The 18,186-nt window shown below is 70.7% G+C and carries 12 protein-coding genes and 1 pseudogene; 9 read left to right on the top strand and 4 right to left on the bottom strand.

All coding sequences use genetic code 11. From position 1 onward, the window contains the following. Window positions 1-415 precede the first annotated feature (415 nt). From OHO27_RS16075 to OHO27_RS16055, 5 genes are all read left to right on the top strand, one after another. Window positions 416-1,867 (top strand): serine/threonine-protein kinase, encoded by a 1,452-nt coding sequence (locus tag OHO27_RS16075; protein ID WP_328424488.1) that lies wholly within the window; start codon window positions 416-418, stop codon window positions 1,865-1,867. Then, window positions 1,815-3,563 carry a serine/threonine-protein kinase gene (locus OHO27_RS16070; protein WP_328424486.1) on the top strand — a complete coding sequence of 583 codons (1,749 nt, stop codon included), beginning with the start codon at window positions 1,815-1,817 and terminating at the stop codon, window positions 3,561-3,563. The genes OHO27_RS16075 and OHO27_RS16070 overlap by 53 nt, the downstream gene beginning before the upstream one ends. Window positions 3,564-3,601: 38 nt before the next feature. Further along, the gene (locus tag OHO27_RS16065; RefSeq protein WP_328424484.1) at window positions 3,602-5,470 is read left to right on the top strand and encodes a serine/threonine-protein kinase; all 1,869 of its coding nucleotides are present in this window, start codon (window positions 3,602-3,604) and stop codon (window positions 5,468-5,470) included. A 137-nt stretch (window positions 5,471-5,607) separates the two neighbouring features. Beyond that, complete coding sequence (locus OHO27_RS16060) at window positions 5,608-7,221, top strand: succinic semialdehyde dehydrogenase (RefSeq protein WP_328424482.1); 1,614 nt, start codon at window positions 5,608-5,610, stop codon at window positions 7,219-7,221. A gap of 79 nt (window positions 7,222-7,300) precedes the next feature. Then, the gene (locus tag OHO27_RS16055) at window positions 7,301-9,109 is read left to right on the top strand and encodes a GMC family oxidoreductase (RefSeq protein ID WP_328424480.1); all 1,809 of its coding nucleotides are present in this window, start codon (window positions 7,301-7,303) and stop codon (window positions 9,107-9,109) included. A 92-nt stretch (window positions 9,110-9,201) separates the two neighbouring features. Here the strand turns inward: OHO27_RS16055 and OHO27_RS16050 are convergent, their stop codons facing one another. Both OHO27_RS16050 and OHO27_RS16045 read right to left on the bottom strand, forming a co-directional pair. Next, window positions 9,202-10,248, bottom strand: a complete 1,047-nt coding sequence (locus tag OHO27_RS16050; protein ID WP_328424478.1) for an LAETG motif-containing sortase-dependent surface protein — start codon at window positions 10,246-10,248, stop codon at window positions 9,202-9,204. Window positions 10,249-10,957: 709 nt separating this feature from the next. Continuing rightward, window positions 10,958-11,245, bottom strand: a pseudogene (locus tag OHO27_RS16045) (chorismate mutase); the annotation flags it as partial. Window positions 11,246-11,558: 313 nt separating this feature from the next. Between OHO27_RS16045 and guaA the strand changes: the two are divergent. Continuing rightward, window positions 11,559-13,136: a glutamine-hydrolyzing GMP synthase gene (guaA, locus tag OHO27_RS16040; RefSeq protein ID WP_328424477.1), complete on the top strand. Its 1,578-nt coding sequence runs from the start codon at window positions 11,559-11,561 to the stop codon at window positions 13,134-13,136. Between the two features lie 11 nt (window positions 13,137-13,147). Here the strand turns inward: guaA and OHO27_RS16035 are convergent, their stop codons facing one another. Then, window positions 13,148-13,621: a pyridoxamine 5'-phosphate oxidase family protein gene (locus tag OHO27_RS16035; protein ID WP_328424476.1), complete on the bottom strand. Its 474-nt coding sequence runs from the start codon at window positions 13,619-13,621 to the stop codon at window positions 13,148-13,150. Between the two features lie 164 nt (window positions 13,622-13,785). Between OHO27_RS16035 and OHO27_RS16030 the strand changes: the two genes are divergently transcribed. Continuing rightward, the gene (locus OHO27_RS16030) at window positions 13,786-14,592 is read left to right on the top strand and encodes a class II aldolase/adducin family protein (protein ID WP_328424474.1); all 807 of its coding nucleotides are present in this window, start codon (window positions 13,786-13,788) and stop codon (window positions 14,590-14,592) included. Window positions 14,593-14,606: 14 nt separating this feature from the next. Here OHO27_RS16030 and OHO27_RS16025 read toward each other — a convergent pair whose 3' ends face one another. Continuing rightward, the gene (locus OHO27_RS16025) at window positions 14,607-15,494 is read right to left on the bottom strand and encodes a DUF4429 domain-containing protein (protein ID WP_328424472.1); all 888 of its coding nucleotides are present in this window, start codon (window positions 15,492-15,494) and stop codon (window positions 14,607-14,609) included. 369 nt (window positions 15,495-15,863) lie between these two features. Between OHO27_RS16025 and OHO27_RS16020 the strand changes: the two genes are divergently transcribed. Both OHO27_RS16020 and OHO27_RS16015 read left to right on the top strand, forming a co-directional pair. After that, window positions 15,864-17,144, top strand: coding sequence for a hypothetical protein (locus tag OHO27_RS16020; protein WP_328424470.1), 1,281 nt, complete (start codon window positions 15,864-15,866; stop codon window positions 17,142-17,144). A gap of 498 nt (window positions 17,145-17,642) precedes the next feature. Continuing rightward, on the top strand, window positions 17,643-18,173 hold the full coding sequence (locus OHO27_RS16015; RefSeq protein ID WP_328424468.1) for a DoxX family protein: 531 nt from the start codon (window positions 17,643-17,645) through the stop codon (window positions 18,171-18,173). Window positions 18,174-18,186: the final 13 nt, after the last annotated feature.

Here is an 18,186-nt window from a genome sequence, read left to right as displayed (position 1 = left end):
TCGGTCTCCGGGTCGTCCTGGCTCGGTCTCCGGGTCGTCCTGGCTCGGTCTCCGGGTCGTCCTGGCTCCGTCCCCGGCCCGCCCTGGCCCCCGTCTCCGGGTTCTCCTGGCCCCGTCTCCGGGCCCTCCCGACCCCGAGCCGAGCCCTCTCGACCCCGAGCCGAGCCCTCTCGACCCCGAGCCGAGCCCTCCCGGCCCCGGGCCGCGAGACCCTCCCCGCACCCCGCACCCCTCCCCGCACCCCTACCCGAACCCCTCACAGCCCCCCTCGCCGAACCCACCCCCACGGCCCGGCACCCAAGCCTCCCGGCACCCCCGCCGAGCATCCCGCGGCTTTTGGAACCCTTTGCTGCTTTGCATAGTTGGCCGATCGGCGCCCCGGAGTCGGTCCGTCCGGTGCTGCATGATGGGGCGCATGGGGACCGAGGGAGCCAACTTCCGTGTGATCGCGGGGCGTTACCGCCTCGAGGCGAGGCTCGGTCGCGGCGGCATGGGTGTCGTATGGCAGGCGACCGATCAGTTGCTCGGACGAAGGGTGGCCGTAAAGGAGCTCCCCCTCGACGAGACGCTCTCCGCGGCCGAGGCCCGGCGAGCGCGTGAGCGCACGTTGCGCGAGGCGCAGGCGGTGGCGCAGTTGAGCCATCCGCACGTCATAGTCGTCCACGACATCCTGGAGGACGACGAACGCCCGTACATCGTGATGGAGTTGGTGGACGGCGACTCCCTCGCCGACCGGATGGCGGCGCACGGCCCCGTCGACGCGCCGGAGGCCGCCCGGATCGGCGCCGACCTGCTGAGCGCGTTGCAGACGGCCCACGCGGCCGGTGTCCTGCATCGCGACATCACCCCGGCCAACGTGCTCATCGAGAACGGCACCGACCGCGTCGTCCTCACCGACTTCGGCATCGCCCAGGTGGCCGGCGCGACCACGCTCACCGAGTCCGGGTCCTTCGTCGGCTCGCCCGAGTACACCGCACCGGAGCGGATGTCCGATTCCCGGACCGGCCCCGCATCCGACCTGTGGTCGGTGGGCGCGCTGCTGTGCGCGGCCCTGAGCGGTGAATCGCCCTTCCGGCGCGACTCGTTGAGCGGCATCGTGCTGGCCGTCGTGTCCGACGAGATCTGCCCGCCCGCGCAGGCGGCGCCGATCCTGCCCGTCGTTCAGGGCCTGCTGGAGCGGGATCCGGCGCTGCGGCTGGACGCGGAGGCAGCCGAGCGGATGCTGCGGGAGTTCCAGGACACGGGGCGCGTGCCTGCGGAGAAACGGTTCGGCAGGTCTGTCGTGCGCCCAGTCGGCGGTGGGGAAGGCTCGTACTCGACGCGCAGCAAACTGGCCACCGTCGTGCTGGTCGCCGCGATGGCGGTCGCAGGGGTGTCGGCGGCGGCCCTGCTGGTGAGCCGGGGCGGGGACGGAGGTGTGGTGCCCCCCAGCTCGACGCCGGGGACGTCGGCCGGCCCGACCGGGACACCGAGCGCCTCCGGCCGACCCGGTACACCGAGCTCCTCCGGCGGACCTGGCACGGCGAGCCCGTCGGGCAGGCCCGACACGGCAAGCCCGTCCGGCAGACCCGACACGGCAAGCCCCTCCACCAAGCCCGGCACGGTCACCCCCTCCGGCACACCCCGCCCCCGTCCGTCCAGTACCCCCGGCGCCCCCACCGCCCCCTCTCACCCCAGGCCGCCTCCACCCCGTCACCCCTCGCGCCGACCAACCCCGGATAAAGCGGAGATAAGTTGCGAGCTGAGTCACGGCTCTGTGACCGGAAAGCATTCCCGCTGGATACCGAGACGCTTGCCGCGATATGGATGGACGCATGAGCAGCAACGGGGGAGTCCCTTACCGGTCCGACGAGCCGACAAGTTTTGAACTGCAACCACCGCAGCCGAACTCGCCCGGTCCCGTTCCTCACCCGGGCAACCCGTATGCGTCGCCGACCCAGGGCGGACCGCAGCAAGCCGTACCGCAGCAGGGTGCGCCCCACCAGCCAGGGCCCCACCAGCCCGCACCCGCCGGGCCCGCCCCGTCCGCCTCCTCCGCCGCGCCCGCCCACCCCGCCACGCCACCCACCCCGGACCCCGGCACCGGACGTCTGATAGCCGGCCGTTACCGGCTGCTCGCCAAGCTCGGGCACGGCGGGATGGGTACCGTCTGGCGGGCCAAGGACGAGACGGTGGACCGCGAAGTCGCCGTCAAGGAGCCGCGCGTACCGGATCACCTTCCCGATCGCGAACGTTCCAACGCCTTCGAGCGGATGCGCCGCGAGGCCCGCGCCGCGGCCCGGCTCGACCACCCGGCGGTCGTGAACGTGCATGACGTCGCGGTCGTGGACGGCCAGCCGTGGATCGTGATGGAGCTGGTGCAGGGCCGTACGCTGGGCGACGCGCTGCAGGAGGGCACGCTCGGTGCCCGGGACGCGGCGAGAATCGGCCTCGAAGTGCTCGGCGCGCTGGAGGCCGCGCACGCGGCGGGCATCCTGCACCGCGACGTGAAGCCGGACAACGTCCTCCTCGGCCGCCACGACCGCGTCGTCCTCACCGACTTCGGCATCGCCCAGATCGAGGGCGAGACCAACCTGACTGACACCGGCGGCTTCGTCGGTTCGCCCGAGTACATCGCGCCGGAGCGGGTGCTGGGCCAGCGGCCGGGACCGGCGAGCGACCTGTGGTCCCTGGGCGTCCTCCTGTACGCGGCGACGGAGGGCGTCTCGCCGTTCCGCCGCAGCAACACCCCGGCGACCCTCCAGTCGGTCCTCAACGCCACGCCCGCGCCGCCCGCCTCCGCGCAGGGCCCGCTCGCCGAGGCCATCAATGGCCTGCTCCAGAAGGACCCGGCCCGCCGCCCGAACGCCGCGCAGACGCGTGCGCTGCTGGAGCAGACGGCGAACCCGCCGGCTCCGGCCCCGACGACGCAGATCGTGCGAGTCGCGGAGGGCGCCAAGGGAGGCATCCTGCTGGGGCGCAAGGCGCTGCTCGCAATCGGGGCGGCGGTCGTCGCGGGGGCGGTGGCGGCGTATCTGGTGATCGCGGATCCGTTCGCGGGGTCCACTCCGGACGGCTGGGCGCAGCGGGCGCACCCGAAGCTGGGTGTGACCCTGAAGGTGCCCGCGGCCTACCAGGTGGCCAGGCCGGACGCCGACGACACGGAAAAGAACTGGGTCACCTATTCCGACTGGAGCGGCAGCATCTGGATCCGTGTGAAACTCGCGCGCAAGTCCGAGGACACCTCGAACCAGATCAAGAACTCCGCGGCGGCCGAGATGTACGCCGACAACGAGGTGTTCAAGGAGCAGGGCAGCTACGACCTCTCCATGCCCGAAGGCCCCGGGACCGACACGAAGCAGACCACGTACCAGGGCAGGCAGTCCGCCGAGAACACGGTCAAGTACACCACCGACGACACCGAGGACCCGCGCCCCCGAGAGCTGAAGATCTTCTACTACAAGACCACGGCGGGCGACATGTACGAGGTGACGGTCAGCTATCCGGGCAAGGGCGACTTCATCGACCGCGGACGCGAGGTGGCGCAGACGACCATCGCCAACCTGGACATCGGCAAGCTCTGAACTGGCCAAGGGCCCGCCCCGCAAGGTAGGCATGGGGCATGAGTAGTGACGGGGGCGGCACCGGCCCCAAGGGGCGTGTGATCGGCGGGCGTTACCGCCTGGTCGAGCGCATCGGCTCCGGCGGTATGGGCACCGTCTGGCGGGCGCTCGACGAGCTGGTGGACCGTGAAGTCGCCGTCAAACAGCCGAGGTTGCCCGGCGACCGGGAGGACGCGGGCCACCAGCGGGCCGCCCACCGTCTGTACCGCGAGGCCCGCGCCGCCGCCCGCGTCGACCATCCGGCCGCCGTTTCGATCCATGACGTCGTCGTGGAGGACGGACTGCCCTGGATCGTCATGGAGCTGGTGCGCGGCGAGTCCCTGCACGAGGTCCTCCAGCGCGGCCCGGTGGAGGCCGCCGAGGCCGCCCGCATCGGCGTCGCCGTCCTCGGCGCCCTGCGCGCCGCGCACGCCGTCGGCATCGTGCACCGCGACGTCAAGCCCGCCAACGTGCTGCTCGGCGCCCACCGCCGCGTCGTCCTCACCGACTTCGGCATCGCCCACATCCAGGGCGAGGAATCCCTCACCGTCAGCGGCGAGTTCGTCGGCTCCCTGGAGTTCATCGCTCCCGAGCGGATGTCCGGCCGCGGCGCCGGCCCCGCCTCCGACCTGTGGTCGCTGGGGGTGCTCCTGTACGCCGCCGTGGAGGGCTGGTCGCCCTTCCGCCGTACGACCCTGGAGTCCACGCTGGCCGCGATCCTCGCCGGCGACCCGCCCGAGCCGAAACAGGCGGGGCCGCTGGGGTCGCTGATCGTGCGGCTGCTGGTGAAGGATCCCGAGCTGCGCCCTGACGCGGAGGATGTCGGCGCCGTGCTGGAGGCGGTCGCGCAGGGGTGGCCGGTGCCGGAGCCCGCAGTGGGTGCTGCGGGGGCGGGGCCCCAGGACGCCTCGGGGCTGCGGGAGTTCACGGAGGACGCGGGGACGGTACGGCTCTCAGGCGCGGCGGCTTCCGAGCGTGCGGCTTCCGAGCGTGCGGCCTCCGAACGTGCGGCTTCCGAGCGTGCGGCCTCCGAACGTGCGGCCTCCGAACGTTCGGCTTCCGAACGGGCACCTTCCGAGACGGAGGCGTCGGAGGCGTCGGAGGCTTCGGAAACGGCGGGCGAGCAGGGCCTGTCAGGCTCTGAAGCGGCGTCCGAAGCAACCCCGGACGCGCCCCCGGAAGCACTGCCCGAACCGCCAACCGCCTCCGTGACCCCCTCCAGGCCCGGGGCGCCCAGGGCCCGCTCCTGGCTTCGCCCCCTTCCCGTCGCCGTCCTGGGCGTCCTCCTCGTGGCCGGCACCTGGTTCACCACCTCCTCCTTCCTCGTCGACAAGGGCGACGACCCGAAGGAGATGAACCCCGTCTACTCCTCGGCCCCCCTGGCGCCGAGCACCTCGAGTCCCCGCCCCCGCCCCAGCTCCACCCCCACCGTCGGCGCCTGGATCGCGCACCGGGAGAAGGAGATGGACGCCGTGCTCTCCCTCCCGGCCGAGTACAAGGAGACGGCGCGGGAAGGCAGCGCCACCGACCAGCCCCGGCTCGTCGTCTACGACATCGGCCTCGTCCAGGTCCGCCTCACCCGGTGGGACAAGTCGCCCCGCCCGTTGCTGGACCAGGCGCAGTACGCGCTCGACACCTGGGACAGCTACAACCATGACGCGAGTGGCCAGTCCACCCGCACCACCTTCAAGGGCTTTGACGCCGTCCTCTCCGACATCACCTACAACAAGGAGGAGTCACCGAGCCGCGTCATGCAGCTGTTCGTGGTCACCGGCGACGACCGCATGTACGAGCTGCGCGTCGACATGCCCAAGGGCACGCCCACGGAGAAGAAGGGCACCGCGGTCTTCAAGGGCGCCCGTGACCGACTTGAGATCGGAGCGGACTGAGCGCCACCTCCTCGTCCCCGCGCAACGCCCTGATCAGCGCGTTTACTGCCAGTGGACACTGGCAGCATGTGAGCACTCGGTGAATCCCCGTTACCGACGGGTACACAAAGCCTCCGTCGCGGCATACTCTGCGGCTCATGACGGACGCGCAGGCCCCGGCCAAGACCGGCACGAACCCCCTCGCCCCCGCCCCGGAGGGCGCCCGTACCGCCGCCGACGTGGTGACCCCCGAGCTGGTGGCCCAGCTCACCAAGGGCGTGGCCGGCTCCGGCCGTACCGCGAACCACACGCCGTTCACCGGCGAGAAGCTGGCCGACCTGCCCGAATCCACGCCCGAGGACGTGGCGAAGGCATTCGAGGCGGCCCGTAAGGCCCAGGCCGTCTGGGCGCAGGTGCCCGTGCGGCAGCGCGCCGCCGTCCTGCTCCGCTTCCACGACCTGGTGCTCGAACGCCAGGCCGAGGTCCTCGACCTCATCCAGCTGGAGACCGGCAAGGCCCGCCTGCACGCCCACGAGGAGGTGCAGGCCGTAGCCGTCGCGGCCCGCCACTACGGCCGTAAGGCACCCTCCTATCTGAAGCCGAAGCGGCACGCGGGCGCCATGCCCACGCTCACGAAGGTCACCGAACTGCGCCACCCGCGCGGTGTCGTCGGCCAGATCGCGCCCTGGAACTACCCGCTGGAGCTGTCGGTCGGCGACGCGCTCCCGGGGTTCGTCGCGGGCAACGCGGTCGTGATGAAGCCCGACACCGAGACCTGCCTGACGGCCCTGTGGGCCCGTGACCTGCTCATCGAGGCGGGACTGCCCGCCGACGTCTTCCAGGTCGTCCTCGGCGAGGGCCCGGTCATCGGCCCCGAGGTCGTCAAGCACGCCGACTACGTCTCCTTCACCGGCTCCACCCGCACCGGCCGCGAGGTCGCCCAGGGCGCCGCCGCCCGCCTGGTCGGCGTCTCGCTCGAACTCGGCGGCAAGAACGCGATGCTGGTCCTTGAAGACGCCGACGTAGAGAAGGCCGCCGCCGGCGCCCTCCGCGCCTGCTTCTCCTCCGCCGGCCAACTGTGCATCTCCATCGAGCGCCTGTACGTCCATGAGTCCGTCGCCGACGCCTTCGTGGAGCGCTTCGCCGCCCGCACCAAGGCGATGCGGCTCGGCAAGTCCCTCGCGTACGGCGCCGACATGGGCTCCCTGGTCGGCGAACGCCAGCTGGAGACGGTCACCCGGCATGTGGAGGAGGCCGTCGCCAAGGGCGCGAAGCTCGTCGCCGGCGGCACCGCCCGCCCCGACATCGGCCCGTACTTCTTCGAGCCGACGATCCTCGACGGCGTCGAGGCGCCGATGGCCGTCTGCTCCGAGGAGACCTTCGGTCCGGTCGTCTCCATCTACCGTTTCAAGACCGAGGAGGAGGCGATCGAACTCGCCAACTCCACGCCGTACGGCCTCAACTCGTCGGTCTGGACGAAGGACGGCAGCCGCGGCCGCGCGGTCGCCGCCCGCCTGCGCACCGGCACGGTCAACGTCAACGAGGGCTATGCCCCCGCGTACGGCAGCGTCCAGTCGCCCATGGGCGGCATGAAGGACTCCGGCCTCGGCCGCCGCCACGGCTCCGAGGGCATCCTCAAGTACACGGAGGCCCAGACGGTCGCCCAGCAGCGGCTGCTGCCGATGGCGCCGTCGCTGGGGATGGACGACGAGAAGTACGCGCAGTTCATGAGCCGGAGCCTGCGGCTGATGAAGGCGTTCCGCTTCCGCTAGAGGCAGATAGAGGCCGAAAGAGGCCGCTAGATCCCGCTCGACCGCACCGCCGCTTCACCGCTTTCAATGAGGAGAGCAAGTGTCACAGGAGAACTCTGCCCAGAATCAGGACGACGGCTCCGGATACGACTATGACGTCATCGTCGTCGGATCGGGGTTCGGCGGGTCCGTAACGGCGCTGCGCCTGACGGAGAAGGGCTACCGCGTCGGTGTCCTCGAAGCCGGCCGCCGCTGGACCCGCGAGACCCTTCCCAAGAACTCCTGGGACCTGAAGAACTACCTGTGGGCCCCCAAGCTCGGCATGTACGGCATCCAGCGCATCCACCTGCTGGGCAACGTCATGGTGCTGGCGGGAGCGGGCGTCGGCGGCGGCTCACTGAACTACGCCAACACCCTCTACGTACCGCCGAAGGCCTTCTTCGACGACCCCCAGTGGCGTGACATCACCGACTGGCAGGAGGAGTTGAAGCCGTACTACGACCAGGCGCAGCGCATGCTCGGCGTACGGATCAACCCGACGATGACCCCGTCGGACGTCCACCTGAAGGCGGCTGCCGAGCGGATGGGCGTCGGCGACAGCTTCCACATGGCGCCGGTCGGCGTGTTCTTCGGCGACGGCAAGGACGCCGAGGGGGAGTCCCGGGCCGAGCCCGGCACAGAGGTGTCGGACCCCTACTTCGGCGGGGCGGGACCGGCGCGCAAGGCGTGCACCGAGTGCGGTGAGTGCATGACCGGCTGCCGGCACGGTGCGAAGAACACCCTCAACGAGAACTACCTCTACCTGGCCGAGAAGGCGGGCGCGGTGGTCCACCCCCTGACGACGGTCGTCTCGGTCACGGACGACTCACAGGGCGGCTTCGCGGTGGCGACCCTGCCGACCGACCGTGGGAAGAAGGGCGAGGGCAGGCTGTTCAAGGCCCGCAAGGTGGTCCTCGCCGCCGGTACGTACGGCACCCAGACCCTGCTGCACCGGATGAAGGCGGGCGGCCAGCTGCCGCACCTCTCAGCCAAGCTGGGCGAGCTGACCCGTACCAACTCGGAGGCCCTGGTCGGCGCGCAGACCGACAACCGGCGCTACCGCAAGGCGACGGGGCAGCCGAAGGTCGACTTCACGCGCGGAGTCGCCATCACCTCCTCGATCCACCCCGACGAGAACACCCACATCGAGCCGGTCCGCTACGGCAGGGGCTCCAACTCGATGGGCGGCCTGTCGATCCTGCAAGTGCCCTACGTGGACGGCCGTTCGCGGGCCGGCGCCTGGCTGGCGAACGCGGCCCGCCACCCCATCCTCGTCCTGCGCTCCCTGTCCAACCGCCGCTGGTCGGAGCGGACCATCATCGGCCTGGTGATGCAGTCGCTGGACAACTCGCTGACGACGTATCTGAAGTCGGACGGCGTGGGCAAGGGCCTGCTGACCGCCCGCCAGGGCCACGGCGCCCCCAACCCCAAGCAGATCAAGGCCGCCTCGGAGGCCGCCTCGGTGATCGCGGCCGACATCAACGGCTTCGCCGGCTCCAACGTCGGCGAGCTGATGGGCACCCCCCTCACCGCCCACTTCCTCGGCGGCTGCCCGATCGGCGACTCGCCCGAGACCGGCGTACTCGACCCGTATCACCGTCTGTACGGCCACCCCGGTATCTCGGTCGTCGACGGAGCGGCGGTGTCCGCCAACCTCGGCGTCAACCCGTCCCTGACGATCACCGCGCAGGCCGAGCGGGCGATGTCGCACTGGCCCAACAAGGACGAGGCGGATCAGCGCCCGGCGCAGGGCGCGGCGTACGAACGCCTCAAGCCCATCGAGCCGAAGTCCCCGGTGGTCCCGGCGGAGGCCTTCGGGGCCCTGAAGCTGCCGTTCCTCGGGATGCCGACGGTGCCGCCGAAGAAGTAACGCCCGGCGACGCGACACCGACAACAGAGAAGGACCTGCGCCCCCCTCCGAGCGCAGGTCCTTCTCCGTCTTGCGTAGAGCTCCGGTGAGACTTAGGCCTCCGCACCGACCTTGCGGCGCTTCATGGCGAACACGACGCCCGCACCGGCGAGGATGGCGACGCCACCGATGGTGCCGATGACCGGGAGGTTCGAGTCGGCACCGGTCTCGGCGAGGTTGCCGGTGACCTCCTCGACCTCGCCCTGCGGCTTCTTGCCGTCGACGCCCGAGGGCTTCTCACCGGTCGGCTTGGCGGGGTCGACGTCACCCGGCTTCGTGCCCGCGGCGAGCACGGTGAACTCGTAGAACTCACCGTTGCCGTAGCACGCGGCGTCGTCGCCCGCGTAGATCGCCTGGCTCAGGGCGAAGGACGAACCGGCCGGGGCGGACGACTTCACGCGCACGCGCAGGTCAAGCGTGGAGGAGGAGTTCGCCTCCAGCTTGTCCAGGGAGGCGACGAAGCTGCCGGTGAAGACGACCTCGCCGTCCTCGTCCTTGTAGAAGTCCTGGTAGCTGCTGGTCCACTTGCCGTCCTGCTTGACCTGGATCTCGGCCATGTCCAGGTACAGCGACTCCTCGGTCTCCTCCGCGTACTCGGTGAACGCCTCCATCCAGACGTTCGCCAGGTCCTTGTCGGAGTTGTTCGTGGCGACGAACTCGAAGTTGTGCCAGCCCGAACCCGCGACGATCTTGCTCGGCAGGCCGGAGATCTCGGCCTTGAGGTTGTCGTCGAGGTCGAAGGTCTCGCAGTCCTCGTACGGGTTCCAGGACTCGTCGTCCCCGGGGGTGCTCTCCTCCGGGGCCGGCGTGCTTTCCTCGGCGGCCGGGGTCGACTCCTCGGCGGCCGGCGTGCTCTCCTCGGCGGCGGGGGTGCTCTCCTCCGCGGCGGGGGTGCTTTCCTCGGCGGCCGGGGTCGACTCCTCGGCGGCCGGCGTGCTCTCCTCGGCCGCGGGGGTGCTTTCCTCGGCGGCCGGCGTGCTCTCCGACGCCGTCGGCGTCGCAGTGTCGTCCGTGGCAAACGCGGCCGGCGCGGACAGCAGTGCGATCGGCGCTATGACTGCCGTCGCGGCCGCAGCGGCCAGGGCACGGCGAAGCTTCATGAAGACCTCGAAAGTCCGGAGTGCTGCGATGTCGCAGCACGCGCATACAGGGAGGCCTCCGCGTGTGGGGCGCGGGAGTGGCCCTTGGTACGCACGGTTTGATCAGTGACGGCTGTGAATGGTTGCACTGTCATTAACAAATTTCTTATGTGGCCTGCGTCACATGATCTGCATCATGTCGGGGGGCGTCCCGAGACGGGCATGAGAAGGGCCCCGCGGGACGGAGCCGCGGGGCCCTTCTTTCGTCAGCACCGACGTCAGGGCAGCGTCGGTGCCTGGGGAGCGGCGCCGGGGGAGTGCGCCGCTGGTCCTGTGGGCCTCGGCATCTGGCAGTGCGTCAGCGCACGGCCGGGCCGAGGGGGTTGCAGGTGTCCACGGAAGGACTTGGAGCTTTCTACGCATCGTGCTGGACGGGCTCGGCCACCGCAACCGCTCGATCCCGGCGTTACTCCGTCCTGCCCTTTCCGCCGGCCGGCCCCGGGCGTCCCCGGAGCCGACCGTTCTCTTGAGTGACCGGGCTGCTGTCCCCTGCTGTCCGGTCACTTTCATGGAGCGAGGTCCCACGGCGTACGGGACGATCCGTACGCCACATCGCTCCAGCGAGCCACGCGTGGTTCTTTCGGGCCCGCCCCTGGCTGGCACGGACACCGGTACCAACGAAGGGTTCCGGGCGGCGTCACGCTCCGACCGGGTGAGAGGGGGCCCGAACTCAGATGCGACCCCGGCACAGTTCGAGCAGCGTCATGGCGAGGGCCGTGCCCGGCCTGCCCAGCGCCTCGCTGTAGTGGTTGAGGACGTCCATCTCGCGGGAGAGGTTCACCCGCCGCCCGCCGGAACCGATCCGCGCCTCCTGGATGACGGCCGAGACGGCCATGCGTTCCTGGATCAGCCCGATGATCCGGTCGTCCAGGGCGTCGATGCGTTCACGGGCACCGGTGATCACGTCCGCGGCCTCGGTGGTGCGGGCGCCGGTCATGTCGATGGCGGTCATTTCGGGGCTCCTCGTGGGCGGGGCGGTGCCTCGTGACCGACAGGATCCGCAAACGCCAGGCGCCCCGGACCTTGTCGGCCCGGGGCGCCTGGGAAGTCGCTTGTCAGTTGCTCAAGCAGCACGACCATGGCAGCCGGTGGGCCGGTTGCCATAGGTAAAGAGGAAGGTCGGGTGCGTGAGCATGGGGTCAGTATGCCGTGCCGCCCGGGGGAGTCCAAGGCGGTTCGCATCCTGAGACGGGGCTTGCCCCGGGAGGGGCCCCGCGGACCCCGGTAGACTCGGGCTCACACACACCTCGCTCACCGCCGGAAGGCAACCCGTGTCATCAGCGAACCCCGCAGCCGCCCCCGACGCCGTCCTGGTCGTCGACTTCGGTGCGCAGTACGCCCAGCTCATCGCCCGTCGCGTCCGCGAGGCCCGGGTCTACAGCGAGATCGTGCCGAGCACCATGCCGGTCCAGGAGATGCTCGCCAAGAACCCGGCGGCGATCATCCTCTCCGGCGGCCCCTCGTCCGTGTACGAGAAGGGCGCCCCGCAGCTCGACCGCGCCCTCTTCGAGGCCGGCGTCCCCGTCTTCGGCATGTGCTACGGCTTCCAGCTCATGGCTACGAGCCTGGGCGGGACGGTCGACAACACCGGTGCGCGCGAGTACGGCCGTACGGATCTGCATGTCTCGAAGTCGTCCTCCACCCTCTTCGAGGGCACCCCGGCCGAGCAGCAGGTGTGGATGTCGCACGGCGACGCCTGCTCCGCCGCCCCCGAGGGCTTCGCCGTCACCGCGTCCACGGACGTCGTCCCGGTCGCCGCCTTCGAGAACGACGAGAAGAAGCTCTACGGCGTCCAGTACCACCCCGAGGTCATGCACTCCACGCACGGCCAGCAGGTGCTGGAGCACTTCCTGTACCGCGGCGCGGGCCTGAAGCCGGACTGGACCACCGGCAACGTCATCGAGGAGCAGGTCGCGGCCATCCGCGAGCAGGTCGGCGACCGGCGCGCCATCTGCGGGCTGTCCGGCGGCGTGGACTCCGCGGTCGCGGCGGCGCTGGTCCAGAAGGCCATCGGCTCCCAGCTGACCTGCGTGTATGTCGACCACGGCCTGATGCGCAAGGGCGAGACCGAGCAGGTCGAGAAGGACTTCGTGGCCGCGACCGGCGTACAGCTGAAGGTCGTGGACGCGGAGGAGCGGTTCCTCAAGGCGCTCGCCGGGGTCTCGGACCCCGAGGAGAAGCGGAAGATCATCGGCCGGGAGTTCATCCGGGTCTTCGAGCAGGCGCAGGCCGAGATCATCGCGGACGAGGGCCCGGCGGTGGAGTTCCTCGTCCAGGGCACCCTGTACCCGGACGTTGTCGAGTCCGGTGGCGGCACCGGCACCGCCAACATCAAGTCCCACCACAACGTGGGCGGCCTCCCCGAGGACCTCGAGTTCCAGCTGATCGAGCCGCTGCGCAAGCTGTTCAAGGACGAGGTCCGGATGGTCGGCCAGGAGCTCGGCCTGCCGGACGAGATCGTCCAGCGCCAGCCGTTCCCCGGCCCGGGCCTGGGCATCCGCATCGTCGGCGAGGTGACCAAGGAGCGTCTCGACCTCCTGCGCGAGGCCGACGCCATCGCCCGCGAGGAGCTCACCGCCGCCGGCCTCGACCGTGACATCTGGCAGTGCCCGGTGGTCCTGCTCGCGGACGTCCGCAGCGTGGGCGTGCAGGGTGACGGCCGGACCTACGGCCACCCGATCGTCCTGCGGCCGGTGTCGAGCGAGGACGCCATGACCGCCGACTGGTCGAGGCTGCCGTACGACGTGCTGGCGAAGATCTCGACGCGGATCACCAACGAGGTGCGGGACGTCAACCGCGTCGTCCTCGACGTGACCTCGAAGCCGCCGGGCACCATCGAGTGGGAGTAGGCGAGTAGCCCCTAGGTGCGCTTGATCGTGCGCAGGGGCCGCCCAGGCTGCCAGATCTTGACGACGAGGTACTTGTCGTCCTCGATGTAGGTCCTCACGACCTCGGTGAGCTCGGTACGGAAGAGGTGGAACGGCTCCGGCGGTTCCACCTCTTCGCCGTATGCGGCCTTCTGCTCCGGGTCCTCGACCTCGATCGCCCGCCCGGCGATCCGTACGTCGCCCCCGCCCATGGACTGTCCCTCCCCGGGGTTCGCCTGGAGCGCGAAGCGCGGGTCGCGGCGCAGGTCGAGGGCCTTGAGCGAGTCCGGCATCATGCCGAGCCACAGCTCGCCGTTCAGGAAGCGGACCTCCAGGCCGGTGGTGCGCGGGGAGCCGTCCTTGCGGAGGGTGGCGAGGACGTGGTGCGTGAAGGCGCCGAAGCGCTCCTCCGCGATGCGGGCGAGGTCCGGCTCGGCCGCGGTGAAGGTTGCCCAGTTCGCTGTCATACGGTGAGTGTGGCGCCGATACCTGACATCTGCTGTCGGGTATGCGCTTTGCGCCCAGCGGCGCCCGCGAGCGTTGCGTGCGTCATCTTTACAGAACAACTCTGTTTTCCTGCGCTGACCGACGGTAACTTCCGCCACATAAGCAACCCAGTGCTGGAGGACACATGCACGGGACGCCCCTCGGGTCCACCCCGCCTTCGCCCCTGCCGACCGACCGTCTGCAGTTCGCGATGCCGCCCATGCACGAGTCGGTCGAGGACGAGCGCCGGCACCGCAAGGAGCGGCTCGCGGGCGCGCTGCGGATCTTCGGGCGGCTCGGGTTCGAGGACGGAGTCTCCGGACACATCACCGCGCGCGACCCGGAGTTCAGCGACTGCTTCTGGGTCAATCCGTTCGGGATGCCGTTCAGACACGTCACCGTCAGCGACCTGGTCCTCGCCAACTCCGAGGGGCAGGTGATCGAGGGCCGCTACCACGTCAACCAGGCCGCGTTCACCGTGCACTCCCAGGTCCACGCCGCCCGCCCGGACGTCGTCGCGGTCGCCCACTGCCACTCGGTGCACGGGCGGGCCCTCGCGGCGCTCGGCGAGCTCCTCGACCCGATCACACAGGAGAGCTGCGCCTTCTACGAGGACCACGCCCTCTACGACGCCTACTCGGGCGTGGCCGTCGACGCCCTGGAGGGCCGGCGCATCGCGGGCGCGCTGGGCACGCACAAGGCCCTCGTGCTGCGCAACCACGGGCTGCTGACCGTCGGCGACTCGGTGGACGCGGCGGCCTGGTGGTTCCTGTCGATGGAACGCTCCAGCCAGGTGCAGCTGACGGCCAGGGCGGCGGGCCGCCCGGTCCTCATCGAGCATCGGCAGGCGGTGGCCACGCGGGAGCAGCTGGGCGGGGATCTGGTGGCCTGGATCAACTACCAGCCGCTGTGGCAGGACGTCAGCCGGAGTGAGCCGGATCTGTTGAGCTGAGGGTTCAGGCGTGATCAGAAGCTGCGGAGGACGACCGCCTTCGTCATCGCGAACTCCTCGTCCGTGAGCACCCCGTCCCGGTGCAGCTCGCCCAACTCTCGCAGCCTGCGCAGGAGCACGTCGTGGTGGTCGGCTCGGGGCGGGAGGGACGCCGCAAGCTGCGGGCGGTCGGTGGGGTCCGCGACGCCGGGGCGGGTGGACGGGTGCGGCAGACGGGCGGTGACCGCGGTGGCGACCAGGGCGGTGAGCAGGTCGCGGCGGGCGCTGCCCCACAGGTCAAGGGCGTACGGATCCTTCTCCGGCGGCAGTTTGGAGAACACCGTCTCCCGGGTCACGAAGCGCAGGAAGCCGTCCTCGTAGCCGGAGTTGGGCAGCCATTCGACCTGGACGAGGTCGCCTACGTCGATGATGCGCGGGCCGGTCGCCCGTTTGACCCGCTCGGAGGTGTCGGACCAGTCGATCCGCACCTGGACGCCGTCGAAGGACACCGTGCCGTCGGAGGAACGGACGGAGACCGGGACCGGTGGGCCGGGGAGGAGATAGGCCTTGGTCGGCTCCTTGGGGATCTGGTCCAGCAGCAGCGCGCGGCGGATCTCCTCGGCGACGTACTCGGCGACCCCGGCACGGTCGATGTCCACCGTCAGCCGATAGGGGTCGGCCGGGTCGGGGAGCCGCCCGCCGGTCGCCTGGAGGAGCGGGTCGGCACCCTCGCGCAGCCGCATGCGCAGCCGTCCGCGCCTGCGTTCGGGCTCGAAGACGATGCTTGCGACGGCTTCCAGGGGTACGGCGATCTCCCCGTACGTCTGCCGGAACAGCGGCACGGAACGGTGGAGTCCCGGCGTGATCCGGACCGTTGTGCCGTCGAAGGCCCAGGTCCCGTCGCGCTGGATGATCTCGGCCATGGAGAAATTCTCGCAGCCGGGTCAACACGGTGGCCCCGTCTTCACCCGCGCCGACCGGACCTGCCGGGTGGGGAGCGCGCGGGGTGCGGGACAATTCGTCGTCGTCGTGCGGGAGTTGTCGGTGGTGCGGCTGCGGTGCGGCGGTGGTGCGGTGGTGGTGCGGCGATGGCCGAGGACAGCGATGTCCGAAAACAGTGATGGCCGGTATCTGAGATCGGGCTGCCGATCGGTGGGCCGTGGGGCTATAAGGCCATGAGGGTTGTCGAGGGTTGTCGGGGCCTGAGAAGGGCGTAGTGCCCCAAGGCCGTGAGTTCCTGAATTCGTGAGTTCGTGGGTTCGTAAGGGTTGTCGGGAAGGCGGGCGTCGGGCGTGGCGGTGCAGGAAGCTGGGCATGGGGGCGCGGTGGTGGGCGCGCATGGAGGCGGCTGCACCTGTGGGGACTGTCCGCACGGGGCGCGGGCGGGGCATCGGCGTGCGGTCGCCGAGTTCCTGCTGAAGCGGGACGAGTTCGCGGCCGGGCAGGGACTGCCGGCGGCCGTGGCCCACTCGGCCTCCGCCTCCCGGCAGTGGGTCTCCGAGGAGCTGACGCAGTCCGCCGAACTCGTCGCCCAGCGGGGACGGGCCGAGGGGGAGGCGTGGCTGGCGCGGCTGTGGTCGCGTACGGCGTACGTGGTCTGGGCGCTGGTCATGGCGTTGCTCCTGGGGCAGGCGTTCACGGCGATCGGCGCCGGGTGGACAGCCGCGCGTACGGCCGGACTGCTGGCCGCGCTGGTGACGGCCGGGGCGCTGACCGCGGCGTCGTGGTTCCACCGGGCGCGGGGTGGGGCGCTGGCTCCGGTCATCGGTGAGGACAACCGGCTGTCCACGTCGCGTGCGGTGGCGGGGGCGTGGGTGCTGTTCGTCGCGTACGCCGTGCTCGTGCTGGTGGGGCAACTGGCGGTGGCGTCCGGCCACGCGGAGCGCGACGCGCTGATCGCCGGCCTTGAGCTGAGGCGTGGCGCGGGTGTCGTGACCGTGCTCGCGGTGCTGTGTGCGCTCGCGGTGCTCGTGCGGCGGGTCGTCGGGGTGCGGGTGCTCGGGCAGCGGCTGCAGAAGCTGCGGGCGGATCGGCCCCGGGCGGCGGATCTGCTGACGGATGACGCGGGGCGGGGGACGTTCGCCGACATCCAGTACGTCGTGATCGGCGGGGTTGCGCTGCTGTTCGCGGCGGTGCGGTTGGGGCGGCGGCCGGATCAGTTGCCGGATCTGCCATGGGGGCTGGCGGTGGTGGTGCTGATCTCGGCGGCCACCTACCTGGCCGGGAAGTATGCGGAAGGGGGGCGGCCGGTGATCCTTTCCGTGGTGCGGGCGCGGGAGGCGGGGGATCTGGACGCGCCTATCCGTACCGGCGATGACATCGAGATCCGGGGAGCGGGGTTCGTGCCGCCGGGGGCGCAGGGGGCGGAACGGTTGACGCGGATGGTGGTGCGGGTCGGGGCGGTGCATGTGCATGTGCCGTTGGTGCCGGTGAGCGGGGGGTTCAGCAATCCCACGGATGCGGTGCTTACCGTGCCTGTGCCGGTCGAGGTGGAGCCTGGGCGGGTGGAGGTGCAGGTGGTTACTGCGGCGGGGGTGGAGACGAATCGGTATGCGATTGACGTGACTGACTGACGGGGGCGACGGCCTTCGGGGGTTGGGGGCGGGGGGTGCCTGCGACGGCCTGTGGCTGCTTCGGTGGGGTTCGCGTTGCGCCTGAGGGTGTGCGGTGGGTCGGGGCCGTGCCGGGGGTGTCCGTCCTCGGACCGGCGGTCCCCTTAGGCCAAGAGGTGCCGCGTGTTGACGCCGGCCACTGCGGGCGGACACCCCCGGCACGTCCCCTTGCCGCCCTGGGCGACTGTGGCGCCCCGGGGTGCGCCCACCATCACGGTCACTCTGCCGGTCACTTTCCAGTGCCGGTCCGGGCAATCTCAGCCCGTCCGGCGTGTGTGGACGGGGCCCTGGGGCCGAAGCGGGGGCTGGGGGCGGCGGGCGGCCCCCAGGGCTCGGAGGCGACGCAGGGTTTCCTTCGGGCGGGGCAGGTCCCAGAATTCGGGTTGAGCGGCGCAGCCACTGCGTACGTATCGTTCTTTGAGGGGTCAGGGCACGGCGGGCGAGAGGCGGCTACGGGCGATGACTCACGGTATGCATACGGACACGCACCCCCCTTACCTCGACGGCGACCGGAACTGGCGGGACAGCGCCACCCGCTACGCACTGCTACCGCTCCGTGTCTTCCTGGGCGTGACCTTCATCTACGCCGGCTTGGACAAACTCACCGACAGCGCCTTCATGAAGGACTCCGGCGCGGGCTCGGTCGGCGACATGATGCGGGCCGTTCGGGACTCCTCAGCGATTCCGGCCATGGTCGACATGGCCCTGGAGAGTCCTGTCGGGTTCGGTTATGCGATCGCCTTTGGTGAGCTGGCCGTCGGGATCGGCACGCTGATCGGGTTGTTCGCCCGATTGGCGGCGCTCGGTGGGGCGCTCATCTCGCTGAGTCTGTGGTTGACGGTGAGCTGGGCCTCCGATCCTTACTACTACGGCAATGACCTGGCCTATCTGATGGCCTGGCTGCCTCTCGTGCTGGCGGGCGCCCCCATGTTCTCGGTGGATGCCGCATTTCACAGGCGGCGACGGCAGCGGGTCGGGGGCTATCGGTAGCCCGTGCAGTCGT

It is taken from the genome of Streptomyces sp. NBC_00443, from assembly GCF_036014175.1.
GTDB lineage: Bacteria > Actinomycetota > Actinomycetes > Streptomycetales > Streptomycetaceae > Streptomyces.
Note: the sequence above shows the minus strand (reverse complement) of the source record. Positions and strands in the feature narration are given on the sequence as shown.